Below are 21,265 nucleotides of genomic sequence, written 5' to 3' on the forward strand. Positions count from 1 at the left end.
CCCGGATGCGGTCGGACTGGCCGTCGCGGTAACGCAGATGGACAACCACCGCACCGTTTGATAATTCCAAGTCAATCACCTCCGTTTCAGGCAAAAACTGGACGCCTCTATTGCTGGCAGAAGCATATACCTGATGTAGCAGAGCGGTGGGGTCGATGATGCCAGATGTGGGAACCAGCAACGCGGAATGGGCCTTAACATTGGGCTCCAGTTGTTTGATTTCAGCCGACTCGATTTTGCGTACATCTGGAACACCGTTGATCTGGGCTTGCCGCAGATATTGATCAAGAAGCTGGCTATCAGCCCGATCGTTGGCCACAATTAATTTCCCGGTTAGTTGACACGGCAAATGATATTTTTGAGCAAATTCATACCAGAGACGGTTTCCCTCGATACACAATTTGGCTTTAAGCGGACGTAAATCCTGTTCGTAATAAATACCCGCATGCAGCACGCCCGAGTTGCGTGAAGATTGATTTTCGCCTTTTGTAATACCCGTATTTTTTTCAAATACATAGATATCGGTCTGCTCTTTGGCCAGTTCAAGGGCCACGCTGCAGCCAATGATGCCGCCGCCTATTATTGCTATGTTTATTTTCTCGCTCATTTTTGCTCTAAACTGATTGGCGTTGGACCTGCCCAATGAATCTTTGATCAAAATATTTCATAGATTATCTTGATCTCAAGCACAAGAACCTTCTATATTCAAATTGGGCAGCAAATGAACCTGCTTGAAGTAGAAAGAGCAATGCACGATCCGTTTTCGGAAAATATCGGTTTTATGATTACACAACATCAAATTTATTTTCAAAATTCAAAAAAAATGCAAGCCATTCCAACTGGTACGGTGGACCTGGTGGTCACATCACCCCCCTACCCCATGATCGAAATGTGGGATTTCATGTTCGCCGCGCAAAATGTAGAAATTGATCACGCCCTCCAAGATGAAGACGGCCTTAAGGCATTTGAATTGATGCACCAAGAGCTGGATGTCGTCTGGCAAGAGGTTTGGCGCATATTAAAGCCCGGTGGTACGCTATGCGTCAATGTCGGAGATGCCGCCCGCACGATCAACCAGTGTTTCATGTTATATCCGAACCACGCCCGCATGTTCAGCCAGCTGTTGAAATTGGGCTTTCAGTCTCTGCCGGTGATTCTGTGGCGAAAGCAAACCAATGCACCCAATAAATTTATGGGTTCGGGTATGCTGCCGCCCGGAGCGTATGTCACCCTTGAGCATGAGTATATTTTAATTTTGCGCAAGGGTTCTAAGCGTGAATTTAAAACGGAAACCGAAAGACAAAACAGGCGCTCGAGCGCCTTTTTTTGGGAAGAACGCAATCAGTGGTTTTCAGACGTGTGGATGGATATCAAGGGTACTGCCCAGCATCTGGGTAACCGCGCAGCGCGTCGTCGTAGCGCTGCCTTTCCGTTTGAGGTTCCCTATCGTTTGATCAACATGTTTTCAGTTATAGGGGATCTGGTTGTCGATCCGTTTCTGGGAATTGGCACCACCATGTGGGCCGCAGCCACAGCCGCCCGCAACTGTGTTGGCTATGAAATTGAAAGCGCACTGTGGTCTGAGATCCTGCCAGTCATCGATCGTCTCGTGCCTTATGCCAATGCGCGCATCAACCAACGCATCAAAACGCATATGGTATATGCGGATCAAGCCCAGCGTTCAAAGAATCAGTTAAAATACACCAATCAGCCGTATCAATTCCCAGTCAAAACACGCCAGGAAACCGATATCTTCATTAATCCGCTGCTTTCCATCCAGATGAACGGCGACATGGGTTTTGATGTCACATACTCAAGTGATACTGCCCAATTGACGTAACCGCCGTCGGGCCCACATCATACCCAGACGCCCCCGCATATTAGAGACCATCAGCGCCAAAGGTAAAATCTTTTCCGTTAGCGGGCTTAGATAGCACAGCTTGATCAGCGCCAGATAGAGTTGATCCATCCGCTTTGTATGGATCTCAAGCTGTGCCCCGCTTTGCTTGAAATTCCAGCGACGGGCCAATCGGGAGGCCTCAGCTGCTCCGTTTCGCAGCGTCACAAGGGCACGAAATGGTCCAACCGGTCTATAGGGTTCGGTTTGAGAATTGGATAGGGTGCCCACTGCCGCTTGCGCCAATTCTGATCGCCAGGTCCGAGAATCAAATTTCTGCTGGCCGCTGGATTTGTCAATGGCAAAGCACGGCAGGTTATCAATAACTGCGGCAGCTTGTTCACAAGCAACCGGACAACCGGAGAAAAATACCGGACGAATACCCCAGGGTGCCAGCGAGGCGGCAAATAACTCAACTTCAGCCAGTAAGCGGCCGTTGACCTCCAGTCGCGCAATCCGCGAGGTCAATGTATGGGCCAAAAATCCATGCGACCCTGATGCGGCGTGCATTCCCAAAAGCATGACCGCCTGGGACTCGCCTGGATGGCCAATGCCCGGGACGGGTCCCCGACGGAAACCTGAAACGATCTTGGCTCTTGAATCAATGCGCTCAGTCAATAAATTATAGCCGGTGCGATGAAAGTCCTTTATGGTGACGCTTTCAACGCCGGCATCAAACAACGCGCTGACGACACTGCTAACATCCCGGCTTAAGCCCAGACAGGCCCGCGCCCAATCATCGGTCAAAAAAGAAGCGGCCCTGTAATTCCAGCAGGCGGAGCTTCCCTCCAGATCAGCTAAAATCAGGATGTGCGTTAAGTGCCGGTTCACTTTGAACACCTCATTGTCATCACGTTTTTGCTCTGAAAATCTGAAAGCGCAATTGCCATTTTAAAGGTTGTGTCCTTCAGGCGCCAGCGGCGCACTTGACAGGATTTGGATCCGTTGTAAAACGGGCGGGTGAGAATAGTTCAAAAACACATAAAACGGATGGGGTGTTAAATTCGACAGGTTGTGAACCGACAATTTCTTCAACGCGCTGATCATCGAAGCGGGATCCTGGGTGGTCGCAGCTGCAAATTGATCGGCAGCCACTTCGTTCTTGCGGGAGCGCACCTGCATCAGGAGCCCACCAAAGAGTTCAATTGGCGCATACAGCATGGCAAAAAAAAGCATCCCGGCGTAGACCGACTGTTGGGGCATGAAAAAGGCGTCGAAAAGGCCATGATAGGTAATAAATTGTGCCAACAAAAACAGCATGAATCCGGTTTGCAAGACGGCCAGGACAAAAGCCTGGCGAACATGTTTCTTTTTGTAGTGCCCCATTTCATGGGCCAAGATGGCAACCAGTTCCGCAACCGTGTGCTGTTGGATGAGGGTATCAAACAACACGATGCGCTTGTGCTTGCCAAAGCCGGTGAAAAAGGCATTTGACTTGGTGGATCTGCGGGAGCCGTCCATCTGATAGACATTTTCCAGCGGAAACTCGATGGCTTGGGCATAATCTAAGATTGCCGATTTCAGCTGCCCCTCCTCTAAGGGTGTAAACTTATTAAACAACGGCATAATCCAGACCGGGGCAATAAACTGGACCAGCAACATGTAGAGGGTAATCCCGACCCAGCAGATCCACCAGGCATGGGGACCGGCGTATTCAAAAAATGCCAAAATGGCTGCTAATAGCGGCGCTCCCAATAAAATGGTCAGCAACAAACCTTTGAGCAAATCCAGGATATAGGTGGTCGCTGTGGATTTATTAAAACCAAAGCGGGCTTCGATGCCAAAGGTTTTATAGATGCTAAACGGTAATGTTAGCGCGGCTTTAAACAACAACAAGACGCCAATAAACAGCAGACCGCTAAGGATAGGCCCCAGTTCCAACGCCCGTACCCAGCGGTCCAACCAGGGAAAGCCATGGGCAAACCAAAACACCAGCAAAGCAATCAGCTGTAAAGCCGATGCAATCCAGCCAAATTGTGTATGGGTTTTTAAATAGCGCTGGGATTGGCGATAACGCTGCGCATCATAGATGCCCTCAAAGCCCTTTGGCAGCTGATGACTTAGATGTCTGAGATTAAGACCATCGGCCAGCAGATGTAGAAAAAAATCAGCAGCCAAAGCAATGAGAATGACAAAGGCAATCCCGTTCATACAACATCTCTCAGCTTAATATGTTTTACGTTGTGCACCCTAAACGGGCAGCATGGGTTGCGGGCTATAAGATGGTCAGTTGCTGCTGCATGAATGATTTCAGAACATGATACGGTTGCGCCCCGACCAGCATTTGCCCTTTTAGCAAAAAGGAGGGCACGGCCTTTACACCCGATCGGAACGCCCGTGCCCAATCACGGTCGACTGCCGCTTTAAAATCATTGGCTTCGAGCACCTGTCGCGCAACTGTGTCATCAAGTCCAACTGACTTTGCGATGTTGGCCAATATATTCATATCATACACATTGTGTCCCTCTGCAAAATAAGCACGGAAAACAGCATCATGAAAAGTGTCGCCCTTTCCTTGCTGCTCTGCCCATTTGCCCAGCTCCTGGGCCCGTCGACTGTTATAAGTCATCTGCCGCTCCCCAAAGGGTAGACGCAAGTCCTGCGCCACTTGTTTAAGATGGGAAAGCAATTGGGGGATGTCGATATTGCGCCCGGCAAATAAATCCTTGAGTGATCTTCCCTGCGGAGGGGTTTCTGGATGAAGAGGGAAAGCCAGCCATTTTACGGTTATTTGAAGCTCTTGCTTTAATTGTGCAACACGCCCGGTGATGAAATAACACCAGGGTCAGATATAGTCTGAAAATATTTCCAGCACGGGCATAGATGGCATTCGGCCTCCTAATGGGCCAACAATTGCACCAGATGGCTATCAAATAAAATGGGTGGTCCCAAGGAACCACCCAGCAGAACGAGGAGATTGAAGGAGGTTCACAAACAACCACCTCAATAATAACATAAGTTACGCTTTGAATCTGTCAAGATTCAGATAGCAATTGGGTGGGTTTCAAAAAGAAGCGGCCCATGGGGAATGGGCCACTTGGGATAGAGGAAAGTGTTAAGGGTTAAGTTTATAGGTTAACCGATTAACGACTTTGCAGCCTGAGCTGCTATATATTATGCTAATACCACATTGTCATATGTCAAGCGGATTTCAAGCCTCTTTTTGACCCTGCCATATCTTTTTGACCAGTCGTTGAAATACCACCCCAAAACCACTGCGATTGGACCATATGACTCTGGCATAACGTTGAATAACATTGCCTTTTTTGTGATTGGGAATTGCCAGCTGAAGGGTTGTGCCGACATCTAATCCGTCTTTTTCATTGGTTTTTATAAATAAGCCCCCCAGACTGATATTTTTAACTTCACCGGGATAAATTTTGCGACCAACCGCATACTTGACGTATAAAGAACATGGTTTTCGGGGGTGTTTACGGGATTCAATTCCTCTTTCAATGGGTCGGTCCAGTGGATCGGTATCCAAAAACCGCACACCATAACCATAATAGAAAGAAGATTTTTTTAGCGGTCGGCGCCATTTTATAACAACTTGATATCGTTCATAAACGTCAGGATCAGGGGTGTAGGGAGAATTGGGAATGCCAATGTAGATATCAGACCCGGGTGCTAAGAAGTGATCGGTTTCAAAATAAAGCCCGAAATCGCTATAGTTGAACATTCGGGCCCCCTGTAGAACACCAAATTTGGCGTCTTCGAGAACAATCGGTGCCTGGTAATCAAAACGGGTGTGGTCTCTATTTTCAGGATTTGAATTCATCAAACCACCTCAGGGTGTCTCATAACACCATGAGATGATAAAAATCAAGTATTTATAACGCTTAATTTGCCGGTTGTTTGAATTTGTATTTTTCAAGAAGGTCCTGGATGGCCTCTTCGAGCAGATCGTTTTGGCGTTTTTCGAGTTGTGCGGCCAGGATCCTGATTTCTTTAATTAAATCAGCATCCAGGGTGGTATTATACATCTTTCGTTTTGCCATATGGATTATTTTCAATTCGATATTAGGGGTTAAAATTGGCCTTTAAGCAAATTTCCTGTTTAGGGACTCAGCTGCACGCCAATCACTGATTGCAGCGATAGGCTTTGGCAGCCGAACCCACCCGATAATCATACAGCCAGACAACATGCGTAGCGCCCAAGTTGGCGGCCCGTTGCAAAATTTCATCCTGATGCTCCGGAGGTCGGTAGTTATCCATAATTCTTCCAGGATCGGTGTTTTCCGAAAGGGTTGCAACGTATGTACACTCCTGCACCATGGGTTCTTCTGCTACTTTAACTGCTGGAATCGTTTTCATGCAGGCAACCATGAACACCATGCCAATGACCCAAAGTCCATTTCTCATAGATATGACGAATCCTTGTAAAAGGATAATGAAGGTTTGAATTGCGTTCATTATCAAACGCTCAATATGTTAATTATTGTAATATAAATAACAGTTTATGTCAAAATTTCCATGTATTTTAACCATAAAAAATAACGATATTCTATGTAATAATAAATGGTTAAATAGATTTTAAGAAATAATATCCTCAACGCGCCCATCAATCAAAATCGGTCATTTAATCCGTGGGCGGCGTGTCAACGACTGCTTTGCCGAACTGCGATCAGCAAGTCCTTGCAAAAATAGCTGAGGGATTTGACAGCATTTGTGCGAGGGGGGTGACAAAGGTGATTTAAATTGGGAAACAGCGGTGATCAAACTATAGTGTTATACTTTATTATTTTTATTATATTTTATTTAAATCGTTTAATAAAATTACCTATAGATTCATGAACTTTTTGGGCACCGTCACCCATTAGAATACCATGCCGATCAAAATTAAACAGAAGATATTCTTTGTCTTTTGACCCAATCAAATTAAAAATCTCACGGGATCCTTTGGGCTCCACAACGGGGTCACCGCTGGATTGAACCACCAGGGTCGGCACTTTAATAGTGGCTAATCTGGGCTCCAAATCATCCATGAGCCGATCGATTTCCACCACACCTGAAATCGGATTGCGCACATAGTTAATGTGAATATTTTCCGGCTTATTTTCTACAAATTCCTTTTTTGCACCTGTTTGACGAGCTCTGTGCATGAGACGATTCCACATATCAACTGCCGGGGCAAACCGGGCCGAAAAATCTTTAAGACGCAGGGGCGCAGCCACCGCAAAAACACCGGCCACGCCATCGACCCGATCGGCAAGATCCAAGGCCAGACCGGCGCCGGTTGAAAACCCGCCGGCTACCACACGTTCACAAATATTACTGATAATCGCATAGCCACGGTCAACAGAATCTCGCCAATCTTTATAGGAGCGCATCGCCAGGTCTTCCGGGGATGTCCCATGTCCTTTTAGACGCGGTGCATATACCCAAAAACCCAGCCGACCTAAATATTCAGCCAGTTCTCTGACCTCTAATGGCGCTGCCATATAGCCGTGGGAGAGAATGATGCCCAGCTTCTTGGAGCGGCCCTTAATCAAATAGGGCATGCCCACTGAAGCGGGCTTAGACTCACCTTCGATCTTAAAGGTGGCATAATCCTTTTCATATTCCACAATAGATGCATCCATCAGGTAGTTGGCCACTTTGCGGCGAATCCAAAACCGAGGCTGAACCGCCAAACGGTTGACGACGCGCTGCAGCTCGGTGATGGGTTCCACCGCATTGGCCATCACATCAATCGGATTATCAATCCGGGCCCGATGAAAATCATAAGCAGAAGAAAATTTTGAGGAGTCTTTGACAAGCCCTTTGCCTTGCCGCAACAGGATGCCGGTATCCAGCGCCACCGTCAAAAAATCCTGGAACTTGTGATAATGGTCGTCGGTTAGCAAATGCACCTGATCATCATCTAAGCTGCGATGCAGAGAAATATTGTTGTTTTGCGGAATTTGGGTGCTGGCCAAAAAAACACGTCTACGCAGGTCTTTTTCATCAATCGATTTGGTGCGCATCGCCCGCAGCATAGATGCAAACAGATGGTCATGATTGACGGTCGTCAAATTATAAATGGCGGCCATATACCGTTCCATCAATCTGAGGGCTTCGATTCGCAGCCGGGTTCGTGAAGGGATGGCATCATCAAAATTAAACCGTCTTTTGGTAGAAATATCCATGTCAATCGGGGAACATTGAAGACACTCGAATATCTCGATGGGTTCGCCGAAACGGATATCTATATCCACTCCTGAAAGCAGCATGGATCCCTCGGTCATCAGCTCTTCGATCAGACGCTCCGGCAAATCGTCGACCAGACGCATGGCCAGATTGCTCAGAATGTTTTCGCGCGCCCGGATCGGATAATAGGTCAGATTAACCGGAATAATATGGGTATCCCCAAAAATAACCGGATCCATGTCTTTGATTTGAAATTGATCTGCCAGACGCTGAACTTCTTCGGCGTCTTCGCCCTGCAATCTTCTCAGACGCTGACGGTAAAACTCGGTTCTCAACGCTACGGTGGCGGCGCCCGTATGCGGCTGACGCTTGCCCCCTGCCGCAGATATCATGAAACGCCCTTTTTCGATGAGTTTTTTATTTTTAACCATGCGGCCTTCAGGAAAAATTATCCAATTCGCCTCACCGGTCAACAGGGTTTTAACGATCAGGCGATCCCGATCCGGATTTTTGGTGGAAACAGCGCCGACTTTTTCCAAATAGGCCCCAAAGGCGCCTTTAAACAGCTCATACGATGCCAGAGACCAGACCGGAACATGGGTCAGACGAAAAATCACATAGGGCATCAAAAAGGTCTCGAGTCGCGTAAAATGATTGATGACGAATATATTGGATCCGGCGGGAATATTATCTTCGCCATGATAGGAAATTTGAGCCTTTGACAGGTTGGTAATCGTTCTGATAGCCAATCCTGTGGTTCGATATGCAAATCGATTCAGCATTGCCTAACCTTTATCGAAACTGAGCCTCAATGCGCTGTGCGCGCGTAAGAATCTTGCTGGTTTCGGGTGATGTTTTAAGATGCTCTTTAAAACGGTCGGCTGTTGTCCTCATCGTGTCCCTGAGGTGGGTCATTTGGGAATATCTCTTTATTCTGATAATATGAGATAATCAATCGAAAATCAATAAATTGAAAGCAAAACCCCTGTACGGATGTGGTTTTTGCAAAATAACCTGGCCGCCAAGGCACACCAGCAACATCTGCACAAGCATAAGTTGACAGTTGCGCGAAATAGCAATAATTTAAAAAGCCGCATTGAGGGCTGAGTTTGGCTACCGATGCGAAATCAACGACCAAGCAGACAATAATGCCAAAATTTAAAGTCAACACCCTGGGTTGCAGAGTGAATCAGTCCGAATCCGATGTGATTGCAGCCCAACTGCAAGCCAAAGACTGGATAGCGGTTAATGACTGTGAAGCTTCGGAGATGGTGGTCATCAACACCTGTACCGTAACCCAGAAAGCCGCCATGCAATCCCGCCAGGCAGTGCGTCATGCTATCCGCAGTAATCCAAATGCCTGCATCGTGGTTACCGGTTGCTACGCACAGACCGAACCAAAAGCCCTCGAAAAAATCAGTGGTGTTGACTACATTGTCGGCAACACCGACAAACACCGCCTTGGCGAACTGATCGACGTTAAACAGGCGCAGACAAAGGAAAACCCCCTTACCATCTGCAATGAAAAGTGCCAATCGCAGGCGCTCACACTGCCTTCTGCTGCCATCAGCGGTGGCCGTACACGACCGGTTTTTAAGGTACAGGATGGGTGCAATGCCGCTTGCACTTACTGTATCGTGCCGCAAGCCAGAGGTCCAAGCCGCAGCCTGCCACCAGATGATGTCCTGGAAGGGATTCGGGGCTTGTGCGAGACAGGTGTTGTTGAAATTGTTCTCAGCGGCGTTCATTTGGGTCAATACGGCCGAGATTTAAAACCCAAAACCCGTCTGAGCGAATTGCTGGCGCGTATCGAACGCCGTACCATCATCCCGCGCATAAGACTTAGTTCCATAGAGCCGCTTGAATTGAGCGATGAGCTGATTCAGCAAATAGCCGAATCAGAGCGGTTTTGCCGCCACTTTCACATCCCGCTGCAAAGCGGTGATGACCAAATTCTCAGAAAAATGAAACGACCTTATTCACCCGATGATTTCAAGCAAATCGTTGACAATATTCGCCGACGCATTCCGGAAGCCGCCATTGGTGTTGACATTCTGGTCGGTTTTCCCGGTGAATCCGACACCGCCTTCAACCATACCTACGCGTTCATTCAGGCGCTGCCGGTCTCCTATCTGCATGTCTTTCCGTTTTCGGCCCGACCGGGCACACCGGCGGCAAACTACACCGGCAAAGTGGCGCCCCAAATCATTAAACAAAGATCTGAACACATGCGTCGTCTTGGAAATGCCAAGCGCCTGCAGTTTAATCAACAGTTTATTGGACAGCAAAAACGAGTGCTGATCGAATCATCTCGCCACTCATCAACCGGTCTGTTAAGAGGCCTCACATCCAACTATATCACCGTACTAATTGATGCCGATGATTCTTTGATGAATCGACTAATGACGATCCGCATGACTGAACAGCTTGACGATGCCCTAATAGGTATTAGTGATTAAGGGCATAGGATCTTTGACTATCTCGAAATGAATGCTTCTAGTTCTTACGCAGCAGTCTTTAACTCGAAGCTTGTCAGAAACATCTTACACTAGAAAAGGAACCTATCATGAGCACAAAAATTGACTACCAAGAAGACATTGATCGACCGGTTGCCTTGTTTGAAACCAGTTTAGGCGACTTTGAGGCAGAACTTTACGCCAAGGAGTGCCCGCAAACCGTCTGGAATTTTATTAACCTGGCTGAAGGCCGCCAGGAGACCAGCCGTGGCGGAAATTTTTATGATGGCCTGACATTTCACCGCGTGATTGACGGATTCGTCATTCAAGGCGGGTGCCCGCAGGGAAACGGAACGGGCGGTCCAGGGTATCAATTTTCAGATGAATTTGATGCCGGATTACGGCATGCCGATGCAGGCATCCTTTCGATGGCCAACGCCGGGCCCAACACCAACGGCAGCCAATTTTTCATTACCCTGGCCCCCACACCGCACCTGGACGATCGACATGCGGTTTTCGGAAAAGTCGTCAAAGGGTTGGAGGTCGTTCAAAAAATTGGTGCCGTTAAAACCGGGCCGGGTGATACCCCTTTGGAGCCGGTGATCATCAACAGCATCAAAATTCGAAGATAATATTAAAAGGTCAAAACTTAGAGCAAAAAAAGCGCAATATTGAAATTGCGCTTTCTGTGTTTATCATTGTGGTGCCGAAGGGGAGACTCGAACTCCCACCCGGATACCCGGACTAGACCCTGAACCTAGCGCGTCTACCAATTCCGCCACTTCGGCAAGCACGGCATTCCCTGATGCCAAAAGGTGCTCAAGGGTTGCTTTAAATATCTTTTTTTACTATGCATGTCAAGGCGTTATTTCAGGCAACCGGTTAAAGACCAAGGGGGATAAGCTTAGACTTAAAATGAAGATTATCGATCGTCTTGAACGTATTCAACAACCATTTGTCAATGCGGTTATTACCATTGGAAACTTTGATGGTGTTCACATTGGCCACCAGGCACTTTTTCATGAGGTCATCGAAAAGGCAGATGCGCTAAAGGGTACTGCGATTGCCATGACCTTTGAACCGCATCCCATGCGGGTGTTAAAGAAAAACAACCACCCTCCCCTGATTACCCTCTATGAGCAAAAACAAGAACTCATCGAACGCTCCGGCATCGATGTGCTCATCTGTGTGCCCTTCACAAAAGAATTTGCTGAACTGTCAGCCGAAAAATTCATTAAAGAATTGCTCATCAAAAAAATCGGCATGAAGGCCATCATCGTGGGTGAAGATTACACGTTTGGCAAAAAACGTGAAGGCAACCTGGCCGTTCTAAAATCTTATGCCTCCCAACTGGACTATGAAGTAATTGTGGCCGAATGGATCAAGGCCACTAGAGATGTGCCGGACCGTATCAGTAGCACTCGTGTCAGAAAACTGGTGATGGCGGGTCAAATCAAATCGGCTCGCAAAATGCTGGGTCGTCATTATCAAATCAGGGGCATGGTGGTTAAAGGGCGTGATCGCGGCGGCAAACTGCTGGGCATCCCGACGGCCAATATCAACCTGCAAGACGAGCTGTGTCCCAAAACCGGTATATACGCCGTGACAGTTGAATACCAGAGCCAGATTTACAAAGGTGTGGCCAATATTGGCTACAGCCCCACTTTCAATGACAATGAATTTACTGTTGAGGTTCACATTCTGGATTTCAGCGATAATATTTATGGCCAGAAGATACGCGTCAATTTCATTGAGCGCATACGAGATGAAAAGAAATTTGGACATATTGACGAGCTCAAAAGCCAGATCCATCAAGATATTGAAGCCGCCCAGAAAATATTGGTCGTATATGACGAGTAAATGCTAACAGATTGAATACCGTGCGTCTCAGCAAAACCCTGTCTGCTTTATGAAAAATCATCTGCTTATCTCTCTGACAATCGGCATTGCGCTCTCAGTGGCGGCTCTTTACTTTACCTTTCGCAACGTCCCGCTGGGGGATCTCGTTGTTTATCTGGGATCGATAAATTATGTCTGGGTGATACCGGCCACATTTTTGGTACTCCTAAGCTTTTTTGTCCGCGCGCTGCGCTGGCAATTTATACTGGCATCGACTCATAAAATCGGCATATGGCCAGCATTTCATCCTATGATGATCGGTTTTATGATTAACTGCATCTTTCCGGGAAGACTCGGAGAGTTTGCACGTCCCGCTATTTTGCAAAAAAAAGAACAGGTGCCCTTCGGCACCGGGATTGCAACGGTTGCCGCCGAGCGCGTGTTTGACGTTGCCGCGCTGGTGACCTTTGCGGTCATCACCCTCACGGCTATTGATATCAATCCAGAAGTGCAAATTGTATTCGGGAATTTTCAGCTCAATCGCGCCACGCTGGAGATCCTTTTTAACCGTATCATTCTCATGGGCATCTTATTGATGATCGGCATGATCGCCGTGAGTATCCCGTCGATTCGTCGTGCCATCCATCAGTTGATCTTGGCCCTTCCGCTTCTGTTCATTTTTGCTTCTGAGACCACGAAAACAAAAATCCGCGTCAAAGCATGCGAACCGCTCACTCGCTTTGTTGACAATATTGCCAAAGGATTTACGTTAGTAAAACATCCCCAAAAAATCATCATTTGTTCAATCTATTCGCTTTTGGTGTGGATTATTGCGGCGTTTTCTTACTATGCCTTCAGCTTTGGTAGTCCGGGGGTTCAATTGACCTTTACAGAAATGTTTGCGGTCATGGTGATTATTTGCCTGTTTATCGCCCTTCCCTCGGTCCCTGGTTTTTGGGGGCTCTGGGAAGCCGGTGGCGTTTTCGCCATGTCCTTGTTCGGGACTTCGTCAGATGTTGCTGCCGGTTTTACTTTGGCCAATCACGCCGTACAGATGTTTCCGGTCATTGTTGTCGGTTTTGTTTCAGCCATCATTACCAGCGTCAATATCTGGCAGTTATCTTATGAAAAAAAATCCGCCAAAGCGTAAACGGGTTGAAAAATCGCTGATCTTTGTGAGATAATAAAAGCAATTCTCAGGCGCACTGCACGGTCGGCAATCCAAGCACCAAATTTTGCCGCCGGCTGAGGTTTGCCGAAAAATTCAGGTAACAATGTATCATGTCGACACTCAAAATTTTGACATATCCGGATAATACCCTTCGAAATCCAACCCGTGAATTGGACAACATTGACGGTGATGTTCAAAACATGATTGATCAAATGTCTGCCGCAATGTATGCAGCACCAGGCGTTGGGCTAGCGGCTATCCAGGTGGGTTGGGGCCGCAGCGTGCTCATTTATGACATCTCTCCGTCCGATGACGGAAGTGATTTACAGGTTCTCATCAACCCGCGCATCATCGATCAAGAGGGCGAAATTTTATCCGAAAATGAAGGCTGCCTGAGTGTCCCGGAATTTCGCGCAGACGTGAAACGGTATTCGTCCATCTTAGTTGAAGCCGTTGACCGCGAGGGCCGACCGCTGAAATTGGAAGCTGATGGAATGCTGGCCATTGTCTTGCAGCATGAAATCGACCATTTAAAAGGCAAGCTATTTATCGACCACATCAGCGCTTTGAAAAGACAAATATATACGCGCCGGATAAAAAAGAAACTGCGGTCGAAGTGAAAGACAAGTTCACTATCATCTTTATGGGCACTCCGGCCTTTGCCGTGCCTTCTCTTCAAATGCTCCACCAGGAAGGCTATCGTTTGGCGATGGTTGTCACCCAGCCTGATCGCCCCAAGGGTCGCGGCCGCAAACCGGCGGCGCCGCCGGTTAAGCAAACAGCATTGGCGCTAAACCTCAATTTGCTCCAACCGACCAAACCCCATACAGCTGAATTGATCGATCAGGTCCAGGGCATTCGGCCTGATCTGCTGATTGTGATCGCATACGGCCATATTCTTTCCGAACAAATCTTACAGCTACCCAAATTGGGTGCCATCAATGTGCATGCATCTTTGCTCCCAAAATTAAGAGGCCCAGCACCGATTCAATGGGCCATTATCAATGGCGAAACCCAGACCGGCATCACAACCATGTATATGGATGCGGGCATGGATACGGGCGACATCCTATTGTCGCGTTCAGAACCCATTTTGCCTGCAGATACTGCAGCCACCCTGCATGACCGTCTGGCGGTTATCGGCGCCGATTTGCTTTTGCAAACGTTAAAGGATCTGGCCGCTCAAAAAATCACGCCCAAGGGCCAGGATCACACCGGCGCTACCTATGCACCACTGTTAAAAAGACAAGATGGCCGTATCGACTGGAACAAATCGGCCAAAGCACTAGACGCATTTATCAGGGGCATGACGCCCTGGCCCGGGGCATTTACCTTTCACCATCAACAGCGCTTGAAGATCCTAAAAGCCGCACCGATTTTAGAGCCGGTTTCGGAATCCGCCGGCACTGTTCTTGAGTTCTTTCCCGGTGAATTGATGGTCGCCACCGGCAAAGGGGCACTATCGATATTAGAGATTCAAGGCCCCTCTGGCAAACGGTTGGCCATTGCCGATTTTTTAAGAGGTTATGCGTTGCCGCCGGGAACGGTTTTACAATAAACACTATGAACGATTAATCCTCTTAAAGATGTTTTCAGACTTGCCAAAAATACTTATGTCTTTTGAATATGGAATATTGGTGGGATGTCAAAAGGTTGTCATATCGTTACCTTTACGCCAGTACGCAAATACCCCATCACGCCATCAATAGAGAAAATGGTTGATGCTCGATATAGTGCCTTGAAGGTTCTCAATACTTTAGAGCGGGGAAAAAAAACGCTGGACCGCATTTTACATGAGCTGCCCCAGGATGAAGCCTATCTTTCCCGACGGGATCGGGCGCTGCTAAATGCCATGGTCTACGGTGTATTAAGATGGCGCGGCCGTCTGGATCATATCATCGCGTATTTTTCCAAAATGCCCATGCGTAAAATCCAGCCGGTGGTTTTGAATATCTTGCGACTGGGTCTTTTTCAGATACTCTTTCTGGATCGCGTGCCGGATTCAGCCGCAGTCCATACTGCTGTGGAACTAACCAAACAGACCCATAATTACAAAGCAGCCGGCTTCGTCAACGCACTGCTGCGCAAAGCCGCCGCTGAACACAATCGTGTGATGTTTGATTCTTTCGAACAAGACCCGCTGGCGTTTTTAACAACTCGACAATCCGTTCCACAATGGCTTGCCAAACGCTGGCTAAAGCGCTTATCAGCAAAAACCATTATGGCCCTCTCGGAATCTATAAACACCATTCCGCCCATTACCATCCGATCTAATACGCTCAAGATGTGTCGCCAGGATCTGATGCCGCATCTAGCTGGCGAGGTTGAGCACCTCGCAGCAACATCATACGCACCTGACGGAATTAACATACGAAATCCCAATCAAAGAATTCAACATCTGGCAGCCTTCAAAGAAGGCTGGTTTCAGGTACAGGATGAAGCCGCCCAGTTGGTGGCCCTACTGTTAAACCCCCAGCCGGGTGAATCTGTGTTGGACGCATGTGCCGGTTTGGGCGGCAAGACATCACATATAGCGCAATTGATGTTAAACCAGGGCACTATTTGTGCTATGGATAGCAATGCCGCAAAGCTCAAACAGCTTAATGATGAAATGCAGCGTCTGGGGATAATCATCGTGACGACCACCTGCCAAGATTTGTTGAATCCAGTTGAACCATTTCATCATAACCGCTACGACCGGGTTCTACTAGATGCGCCCTGTTCCGGCTTGGGTGTGGTGCGGCGTAATCCAGACATTAAATGGCATGCGTCATTGGCCCGTGTGGAGCGCCAGGCCAGCATTCAAAAACAAATTCTTAAAAATATGGCTATGCTGGTTAAACCCAAAGGCATCCTGGTATATGCGGTCTGCAGCACGGAATTTGAAGAGAACGAAGCGGTCATCGAGGATTTTTTGAAAAACCAACCGGATTTTGTTATAGATAAACGCTGGGGCGCACTGCCTGAAGACATACGCCCTGCCATCAAATCCAATACCGGGTTTACAACGCTTGCATTTATCGAGCAAATGGACGGATTTTATCTAGCCCGTCTCAAAAGAAAAAAGTGATTTCAAAGATAGCCAAAATCGTCGGTCTGGGCCTGGCGTTTATCTTTGTTGCCGGCATCAGCGCCTATTTAACCCTTACGCTAATTATCAAAAGCGAAGATACCGTTATTGTTCCAGATCTTGAAGGCAAAGATGTCGTTTACGCCCTGGAAATTCTGACCGAGCTTGAACTCAATACCAAAGTCAAAGGTTCAGAATATACCGGTGATATTCCGAAAAATCATGTGGTTTTCCAGGAACCAACACCAGGCGCCGAAATCAAAAAGGGCCGGGATGTCCGAATCATTCTGTCCAAAGGTTCCAAAACATTTGCCATGCCGTATTTACTGGGCCTTTCCATCCAACAGACCGATATTATTTTAGAGGAAAACGATATGTGTCGCGGGGAGCTTTCGCGCACCCATCACGTTAATATAGAAAAAGATGCCGTCATCGCGCAAGTCCCCGCATCCGGCATTGTGGTGTCCCGCAAAGCGTGTGCTGATCTTTTAGTGAGTCTGGGGCCACGACCCAAGGCCTTTAAAATGCCAAATCTGGCTGGTTTGACGCTTGAAGATGCGCTGCAGTCAATTGAAGACCTAAATCTAAAGGTCGGAGAGCTAAAGTCAGCCTACCAAGATCATAAACCGCGCAATACCATTGTCGAGCAGGAACCGGTATCCGGCCAACGGGTTGTCATCGGCAGCACGGTGCGCTTGCTGATCAACCGTGAGGCGCATAAAGAAAAATCCAGCCCTTCCTTAGGCCAGGCAAGCGGAAATCTTTTTAGCTACCGACTGGACAGCGGTTTTTTAAATCGACACATTCGTGTGAGTCTCAATACGGCAGGGTTTACCAACGACCTGTTTGATGATTTTGTCAAAGCAGGGGAAGAAATCTGGCTGTTGATTCCAACCGATCGTGAGGCCACCATATTTGTATATGAAAATGATCGCCTTATAAAGACCCAGGTTTTTAAAGCAAATTAGGGTTCAAGGGTTACCGTCTTTTCGCCTCTGGCTTCTTGCCGCTGGCGGCTGGCAAGTCGATCAAAAAGAGCCAGATACCAGAAGCAAGCGGCCAGAAGCTGCCATTTACGGATAAAGACAGCAACAAACCGTAAGTCAAGATTGAAACCTTGAGGGAGAAAAAAATGAAACTGATTGCGCCGTCAATTCTGTCAGCAGATTTTTCGAAACTCGGAGAAGAAATCAAAGCAGTTGAAGCCGCGGGTGCAGACTGGATTCACGCCGACGTCATGGACGGTCATTTCGTACCCAACATTACCATTGGTCCGCTGATCGTTGCAGCCGTCAAACGCGTCACCAGCCTTCCGATCGACGTGCATCTGATGATCGACAATCCTGACAATTATATCGCGGCATTTGCCGCCGCCGGCGCTGCTTATATATCCGTCCAGGTTGAAACCTGCACCCATCTTAACCGCACGGTTCAACTAATTAAAGATTCCGGCGCTCAGGCAGGTGTTGTGTTGAACCCATCCACCCCGGTAGCCAGCCTCGAATCCATACTTGAATACGTGGATTATGTCCTGATTATGAGCGTCAATCCCGGTTTTGGCGGCCAAACATTTATCCCCAACAGCATTGATAAAATCAAAGACTTGCACCAACAGATTCAGGAACGGGAACTCAGCATTTTAATAGAAGTCGACGGCGGGGTGAACGAAAAAACCATCGCTGCAGTTGCTGCCGCCGGTACCGATGTTTTTGTGGCCGGCTCGGCCATATTCGGTCAAAAAGATTACCAAAAAACCATCCAGCGCTTGCGCCAGAAGATGGAAGGCATTTAGCCATAAAAAAAGCAGGGCCACTGAAACTCGCCCTGCCTGGCCGACCCCCGGGGTCAGGCACATAACACCTGAATGACGTTATGATGCTTTTTTGCCCAAAAACACACTGCACCATTTGTATACCCGCGCCCAGCCGCGGCGGCGTTCTCCGGATTGGCGCCGCTCTTTACCATCGCGGCGTTCTCGACCGCCATCCGTAAAATAGTCCAGGTTATAACGCAAGCGTTTATCTTCGCCGGAACGGCGGTCAAATGCGGAACGTTTGACCGTTTCTTTGGCAGATTCCTTCTTAACGTTATATTCTTTTATGTAATCGATATCTACCATGGCGCATTCATCAGATTCGCTATCGGGGGGGAAATTTCAAATCCGCAATGGCCGTTTTGATCCCGTAAGCTACTATAAAATAAACAAATTATCTTGTCAAATCTTATTCGAAAAATAGCACTCGGATCATTCTAGTAGACAAATTGCACTGAACATTATACGCTGGTAGTCAGAAGTCAAATAACACCAGTTAATGCCTATGGACGCAAAGAGTTCAATCATACAGGGCTTGCCGTTTATATCGATCGTATTAGCCCTGCTGTTTTTCATTTTTTTGCGGGTGGTGTCGCGCTATAAAAAGCAAGTCTTGGGCGACGCCGACGGCAAAAACGTGCAACATCTACAATTTGAAGTCAAAGAGGTAACCGCACAAGCTGAAAGGGTTCAGCTCAAGCGTCCCGCCCTGATTGAAAAGCCTGCGGGCGTGATGAAAGTCGGCATAAAAGAGCTCACGACCAGCGGTGCCTTTGTCACCTGCCCCCAGCCATTGCCGGTTGGCGTGTCTTTTACGATCAAAATCTTACTGCACCACCGCCAAGCGCATCGCTTTCACGCTGAGGTCATCTGGAACAATCAGAATGTCATTGAGGAAGAAATCGTCGTGCGTGGCATGAAGGTAAGATTTTTGCAGTTGACGGAAACTGAGCGCAAAATGATTGATGACATCATTGCCCTGCGCCTGCAGGTCCATAGCTAGACGCAAGGTTTTATCATCCTCGTTTAGCGCTATGATTCCTCGAATATGTAAGTGTAGCGGCTATTGGGTGTTAGCCGGAATTCACCGGTGGACAGATCACCGTCATCGAGCAATCCGTCCAGAAATCGCAAATCCTTTTGAGAGGCGGTGGCCCCGTCTATAGAGATGCCGAAATATCCATTTCCATCCGGATAAGTAGGCCAATAGGTATCCGGTCCCTCCCAGTTATACCTGCCCCCTAAATATGTTGGCGTTGACCATTCATCAACCATAATATAGTCTTCCATATCTGTGATCGGAACCCCATCTAACTGGTCCGGCAGACCGTATGGGCCGTTGTCGGTGTGGCAATCATCCGGATACCATTCATTTTCGACCGCAAAAGCAATAAATCCTGTCTTAAAGTTTTTAAGATTAGCTGCAATTTCAGATATTGCGGCTTTTTTACGGTAGCGCATATAATTGGGGACAGCAATGGCCGCAAGAATGCCGATGATGGCAATCACGATCATCAGTTCCACCAGGGTAAATCCGCCGGAACCGTTTGTAACGGCCCCATCTGTATTGTTCGCAATGCGCTTCATAATCATAAATGTCTAATCGGGTAATGCCCGCAAACAGTCTTGCATGGCCAGACAAGCTGTCTGAAATTAATTTTGCAAATGCTATGCCATTTCTTAAATTATTTTATTATTATAATGAATTTAGTAACTTAGATGCTTGATAGATCGGTAGGCCAAGCTGTCAAAAACAAGATAATGCCCCCAAAATGACCCATTTTTGACAATATTGGGCGCTCCATCGGGGTTTATCGGGCTTATGATCTGATGTGTGGGCACGGCTCTCTGATATGATTTGGTGGGCTTGAAAGTTGAGCCTCCCCAAAGCAAGCTGCCGTTCACTTACAACGGTTTTTTGCAATCACAGCTCGGGCCGCAGATGATTATCTGCACCAGGGTTTTTTATCAGCAGGTTTTAGGTAATGATAACAATTGCTAACAGCTGAACATAATGAATATCCGATATGAAAGGTCTTTAGACGTTACCCGGCTTGCGACTATTTTGAAAGGCCACTTGCTCTGGATTCAATCCAACCAATTCTACGCAGCTTTTAAATCCAAAAACCGATATAGATTTTGATAAGACATGACCTGGGGCATGGGTATTTCCATTCTTTTGTGACGACACGAAATCATAACTTATTGATACTAAATGTTTTATTCATTAATTCGGCCACTTTTTATCCGATGAAATTTGACAAATCAATGTTATCTTTGGTATTATGAGTAATAATACTACTCAAAAAGAGGCATAATTTGGAAAATCTTTTGTCAGGACTGATCGCATCTAAAACGCGGGTTAAATTGCTGATGCGTTTCTTTTTTAATCCGCAAGCAAGATCCTATTTAAGGGAACTGGCCAAAGAATTCAATGTATCGACCAACGCCGTTCGAGAGGAGCTTAATCAACTTAAAAAAACCGACCTGCTCAAATCCGAAAAAAACGGCCGCCAGGTGGTCTACAAAGCCAACACCCGCCATGCGCTTTTTCCGGAGCTAAAATCGATGGTCAGCAAGGTGATGGGTATCGACCAGGTCATTGACAGCATTATCGAACGCCTGGGAAACCTTGAAAGCGCTTACCTGATCGATGACTATGCTGAAGGCAAAGATACCGGCATCATCGATATCATTCTGGTGGGTGATATCGATCATTACCATCTCAATGATCTCAGCCGAAAAACCGAACGCTATATCAAACGTAAAATTCGTTCATTGGTTTTACGTCCGGATGAATTCAAGGCCTTTCTACCCAGATTAGAAAACCGACCCAAGGTACTAATTTGGGAATCCTCAAATAGGCGGTAAGTTCGTTTTTATGTTTTTA

At 47.4% G+C, this 21,265-nt stretch carries 22 protein-coding genes and 1 tRNA gene; 12 read left to right on the top strand and 11 right to left on the bottom strand.

Annotation, left to right across the window (positions count from 1 at the left end):
* Nucleotides 1-607, bottom strand: a 607-nt coding sequence (locus QNJ26_10550; GenBank protein MDJ0985976.1) for an FAD-dependent oxidoreductase, incomplete at its 3' end; no start/stop codon positions are given.
* Between the two features lie 114 nt (nucleotides 608-721).
* Between QNJ26_10550 and QNJ26_10555 the strand changes: the two genes are divergently transcribed.
* The gene (locus QNJ26_10555) at nucleotides 722-1,840 is read left to right on the top strand and encodes a site-specific DNA-methyltransferase (protein MDJ0985977.1); all 1,119 of its coding nucleotides are present in this window, start codon (nucleotides 722-724) and stop codon (nucleotides 1,838-1,840) included.
* Here QNJ26_10555 and QNJ26_10560 read toward each other — a convergent pair.
* The 7 genes from QNJ26_10560 to QNJ26_10590 form a co-directional block, all read right to left on the bottom strand.
* Entirely contained in the window at nucleotides 1,814-2,728 is a 915-nt protein-coding gene (locus QNJ26_10560) for a M55 family metallopeptidase (GenBank protein MDJ0985978.1), read from the bottom strand. The two genes, QNJ26_10555 and QNJ26_10560, sit on opposite strands and share 27 nt — an antisense overlap.
* Before the next feature lie 60 nt (nucleotides 2,729-2,788).
* Nucleotides 2,789-4,048 carry a M48 family metallopeptidase gene (locus QNJ26_10565; GenBank protein MDJ0985979.1) on the bottom strand — a complete coding sequence of 420 codons (1,260 nt, stop codon included), beginning with the start codon at nucleotides 4,046-4,048 and terminating at the stop codon, nucleotides 2,789-2,791.
* A gap of 64 nt (nucleotides 4,049-4,112) precedes the next feature.
* Entirely contained in the window at nucleotides 4,113-4,667 is a 555-nt protein-coding gene (locus QNJ26_10570) for a DsbA family protein (protein MDJ0985980.1), read from the bottom strand.
* Nucleotides 4,668-5,048: 381 nt separating this feature from the next.
* Entirely contained in the window at nucleotides 5,049-5,675 is a 627-nt protein-coding gene (locus QNJ26_10575) for a PilZ domain-containing protein (GenBank protein MDJ0985981.1), read from the bottom strand.
* A gap of 61 nt (nucleotides 5,676-5,736) precedes the next feature.
* The gene (locus QNJ26_10580) at nucleotides 5,737-5,895 is read right to left on the bottom strand and encodes a ribbon-helix-helix domain-containing protein (GenBank protein MDJ0985982.1); all 159 of its coding nucleotides are present in this window, start codon (nucleotides 5,893-5,895) and stop codon (nucleotides 5,737-5,739) included.
* Nucleotides 5,896-5,977: 82 nt separating this feature from the next.
* Entirely contained in the window at nucleotides 5,978-6,259 is a 282-nt protein-coding gene (locus QNJ26_10585; protein MDJ0985983.1) for a hypothetical protein, read from the bottom strand.
* 392 nt (nucleotides 6,260-6,651) lie between these two features.
* The gene (locus QNJ26_10590) at nucleotides 6,652-8,808 is read right to left on the bottom strand and encodes an alpha/beta fold hydrolase (protein ID MDJ0985984.1); all 2,157 of its coding nucleotides are present in this window, start codon (nucleotides 8,806-8,808) and stop codon (nucleotides 6,652-6,654) included.
* 366 nt (nucleotides 8,809-9,174) lie between these two features.
* Here QNJ26_10590 and mtaB point away from each other — a divergent pair, with 366 nt between their 5' ends.
* Together mtaB and QNJ26_10600 are read left to right on the top strand one after the other, a co-directional pair.
* Nucleotides 9,175-10,485: a tRNA (N(6)-L-threonylcarbamoyladenosine(37)-C(2))-methylthiotransferase MtaB gene (mtaB, locus tag QNJ26_10595; GenBank protein ID MDJ0985985.1), complete on the top strand. Its 1,311-nt coding sequence runs from the start codon at nucleotides 9,175-9,177 to the stop codon at nucleotides 10,483-10,485.
* 107 nt (nucleotides 10,486-10,592) lie between these two features.
* A complete protein-coding gene (locus QNJ26_10600; protein ID MDJ0985986.1) occupies nucleotides 10,593-11,114 on the top strand; it encodes a peptidylprolyl isomerase in 522 nt (173 codons plus the stop codon).
* Nucleotides 11,115-11,183: 69 nt separating this feature from the next.
* Here the strand turns inward: QNJ26_10600 and QNJ26_10605 are convergent.
* A tRNA-Leu gene (locus tag QNJ26_10605) sits at nucleotides 11,184-11,270 on the bottom strand.
* Nucleotides 11,271-11,397: 127 nt separating this feature from the next.
* Between QNJ26_10605 and QNJ26_10610 the strand changes: the two genes are divergently transcribed.
* The 7 genes from QNJ26_10610 to rpe all read left to right on the top strand — a co-directional run bounded on the left by QNJ26_10610 (nucleotide 11,398) and on the right by rpe (nucleotide 18,354).
* Nucleotides 11,398-12,342: a bifunctional riboflavin kinase/FAD synthetase gene (locus QNJ26_10610; GenBank protein MDJ0985987.1), complete on the top strand. Its 945-nt coding sequence runs from the start codon at nucleotides 11,398-11,400 to the stop codon at nucleotides 12,340-12,342.
* 49 nt (nucleotides 12,343-12,391) lie between these two features.
* Nucleotides 12,392-13,471 (top strand): lysylphosphatidylglycerol synthase transmembrane domain-containing protein, encoded by a 1,080-nt coding sequence (locus QNJ26_10615; GenBank protein MDJ0985988.1) that lies wholly within the window; start codon nucleotides 12,392-12,394, stop codon nucleotides 13,469-13,471.
* A gap of 131 nt (nucleotides 13,472-13,602) precedes the next feature.
* The gene (gene def, locus QNJ26_10620; protein ID MDJ0985989.1) at nucleotides 13,603-14,112 is read left to right on the top strand and encodes a peptide deformylase; all 510 of its coding nucleotides are present in this window, start codon (nucleotides 13,603-13,605) and stop codon (nucleotides 14,110-14,112) included.
* Nucleotides 14,109-15,050: a methionyl-tRNA formyltransferase gene (gene fmt / locus QNJ26_10625; GenBank protein MDJ0985990.1), complete on the top strand. Its 942-nt coding sequence runs from the start codon at nucleotides 14,109-14,111 to the stop codon at nucleotides 15,048-15,050. The genes def and fmt overlap by 4 nt, the downstream gene beginning before the upstream one ends.
* Before the next feature lie 156 nt (nucleotides 15,051-15,206).
* Entirely contained in the window at nucleotides 15,207-16,562 is a 1,356-nt protein-coding gene (gene rsmB, locus QNJ26_10630; protein ID MDJ0985991.1) for a 16S rRNA (cytosine(967)-C(5))-methyltransferase RsmB, read from the top strand.
* Nucleotides 16,559-17,530 (top strand): PASTA domain-containing protein, encoded by a 972-nt coding sequence (locus QNJ26_10635; protein ID MDJ0985992.1) that lies wholly within the window; start codon nucleotides 16,559-16,561, stop codon nucleotides 17,528-17,530. Before rsmB ends, QNJ26_10635 begins: the two co-directional genes overlap by 4 nt.
* A 164-nt stretch (nucleotides 17,531-17,694) precedes the next feature.
* Entirely contained in the window at nucleotides 17,695-18,354 is a 660-nt protein-coding gene (gene rpe / locus QNJ26_10640) for a ribulose-phosphate 3-epimerase (protein ID MDJ0985993.1), read from the top strand.
* Between the two features lie 78 nt (nucleotides 18,355-18,432).
* On the opposite strand, the gene QNJ26_10645 is transcribed toward rpe, so the two are convergent.
* Nucleotides 18,433-18,681, bottom strand: a complete 249-nt coding sequence (locus tag QNJ26_10645) for a hypothetical protein (GenBank protein ID MDJ0985994.1) — start codon at nucleotides 18,679-18,681, stop codon at nucleotides 18,433-18,435.
* Between the two features lie 199 nt (nucleotides 18,682-18,880).
* Between QNJ26_10645 and QNJ26_10650 the strand changes: the two genes are divergently transcribed.
* Nucleotides 18,881-19,378 (top strand): PilZ domain-containing protein, encoded by a 498-nt coding sequence (locus QNJ26_10650; protein MDJ0985995.1) that lies wholly within the window; start codon nucleotides 18,881-18,883, stop codon nucleotides 19,376-19,378.
* A 29-nt stretch (nucleotides 19,379-19,407) separates the two neighbouring features.
* Here QNJ26_10650 and QNJ26_10655 read toward each other — a convergent pair whose 3' ends face one another.
* A complete protein-coding gene (locus QNJ26_10655; protein ID MDJ0985996.1) occupies nucleotides 19,408-19,962 on the bottom strand; it encodes a prepilin-type N-terminal cleavage/methylation domain-containing protein in 555 nt (184 codons plus the stop codon).
* 732 nt (nucleotides 19,963-20,694) lie between these two features.
* On the opposite strand from QNJ26_10655, the gene QNJ26_10660 reads away from it, so the two are divergent.
* The gene (locus QNJ26_10660) at nucleotides 20,695-21,246 is read left to right on the top strand and encodes a winged helix-turn-helix domain-containing protein (protein MDJ0985997.1); all 552 of its coding nucleotides are present in this window, start codon (nucleotides 20,695-20,697) and stop codon (nucleotides 21,244-21,246) included.
* Nucleotides 21,247-21,265 lie beyond the last annotated feature (19 nt).

The organism is Desulfobacterales bacterium (assembly GCA_030066985.1).
GTDB lineage: Bacteria > Desulfobacterota > Desulfobacteria > Desulfobacterales > JAHEIW01 > JAHEIW01.

Bases quoted from the DNA above. Each gene is read 5' to 3' on its own strand.
- QNJ26_10555 (MDJ0985977.1), top strand. From the start codon at position 722: ATGAACCTGCTTGAAGTAGAAAGAGCAATGCACGATCCGTTTTCGGAA.
- QNJ26_10565 (MDJ0985979.1), bottom strand. From the start codon at position 4,048: ATGAACGGGATTGCCTTTGTCATTCTCATTGCTTTGGCTGCTGATTTT.
- QNJ26_10575 (MDJ0985981.1), bottom strand. From the start codon at position 5,675: ATGAATTCAAATCCTGAAAATAGAGACCACACCCGTTTTGATTACCAG.
- QNJ26_10580 (MDJ0985982.1), bottom strand. From the start codon at position 5,895: ATGGCAAAACGAAAGATGTATAATACCACCCTGGATGCTGATTTAATT.
- QNJ26_10585 (MDJ0985983.1), bottom strand. From the start codon at position 6,259: ATGAGAAATGGACTTTGGGTCATTGGCATGGTGTTCATGGTTGCCTGC.
- QNJ26_10590 (MDJ0985984.1), bottom strand. From the start codon at position 8,808: ATGCTGAATCGATTTGCATATCGAACCACAGGATTGGCTATCAGAACG.
- mtaB (MDJ0985985.1), top strand. From the start codon at position 9,175: ATGCCAAAATTTAAAGTCAACACCCTGGGTTGCAGAGTGAATCAGTCC.
- QNJ26_10600 (MDJ0985986.1), top strand. From the start codon at position 10,593: ATGAGCACAAAAATTGACTACCAAGAAGACATTGATCGACCGGTTGCC.
- QNJ26_10610 (MDJ0985987.1), top strand. From the start codon at position 11,398: ATGAAGATTATCGATCGTCTTGAACGTATTCAACAACCATTTGTCAAT.
- QNJ26_10615 (MDJ0985988.1), top strand. From the start codon at position 12,392: ATGAAAAATCATCTGCTTATCTCTCTGACAATCGGCATTGCGCTCTCA.
- def (MDJ0985989.1), top strand. From the start codon at position 13,603: ATGTCGACACTCAAAATTTTGACATATCCGGATAATACCCTTCGAAAT.
- rsmB (MDJ0985991.1), top strand. From the start codon at position 15,207: ATGGTTGATGCTCGATATAGTGCCTTGAAGGTTCTCAATACTTTAGAG.
- rpe (MDJ0985993.1), top strand. From the start codon at position 17,695: ATGAAACTGATTGCGCCGTCAATTCTGTCAGCAGATTTTTCGAAACTC.
- QNJ26_10645 (MDJ0985994.1), bottom strand. From the start codon at position 18,681: ATGGTAGATATCGATTACATAAAAGAATATAACGTTAAGAAGGAATCT.
- QNJ26_10650 (MDJ0985995.1), top strand. From the start codon at position 18,881: ATGGACGCAAAGAGTTCAATCATACAGGGCTTGCCGTTTATATCGATC.
- QNJ26_10655 (MDJ0985996.1), bottom strand. From the start codon at position 19,962: ATGAAGCGCATTGCGAACAATACAGATGGGGCCGTTACAAACGGTTCC.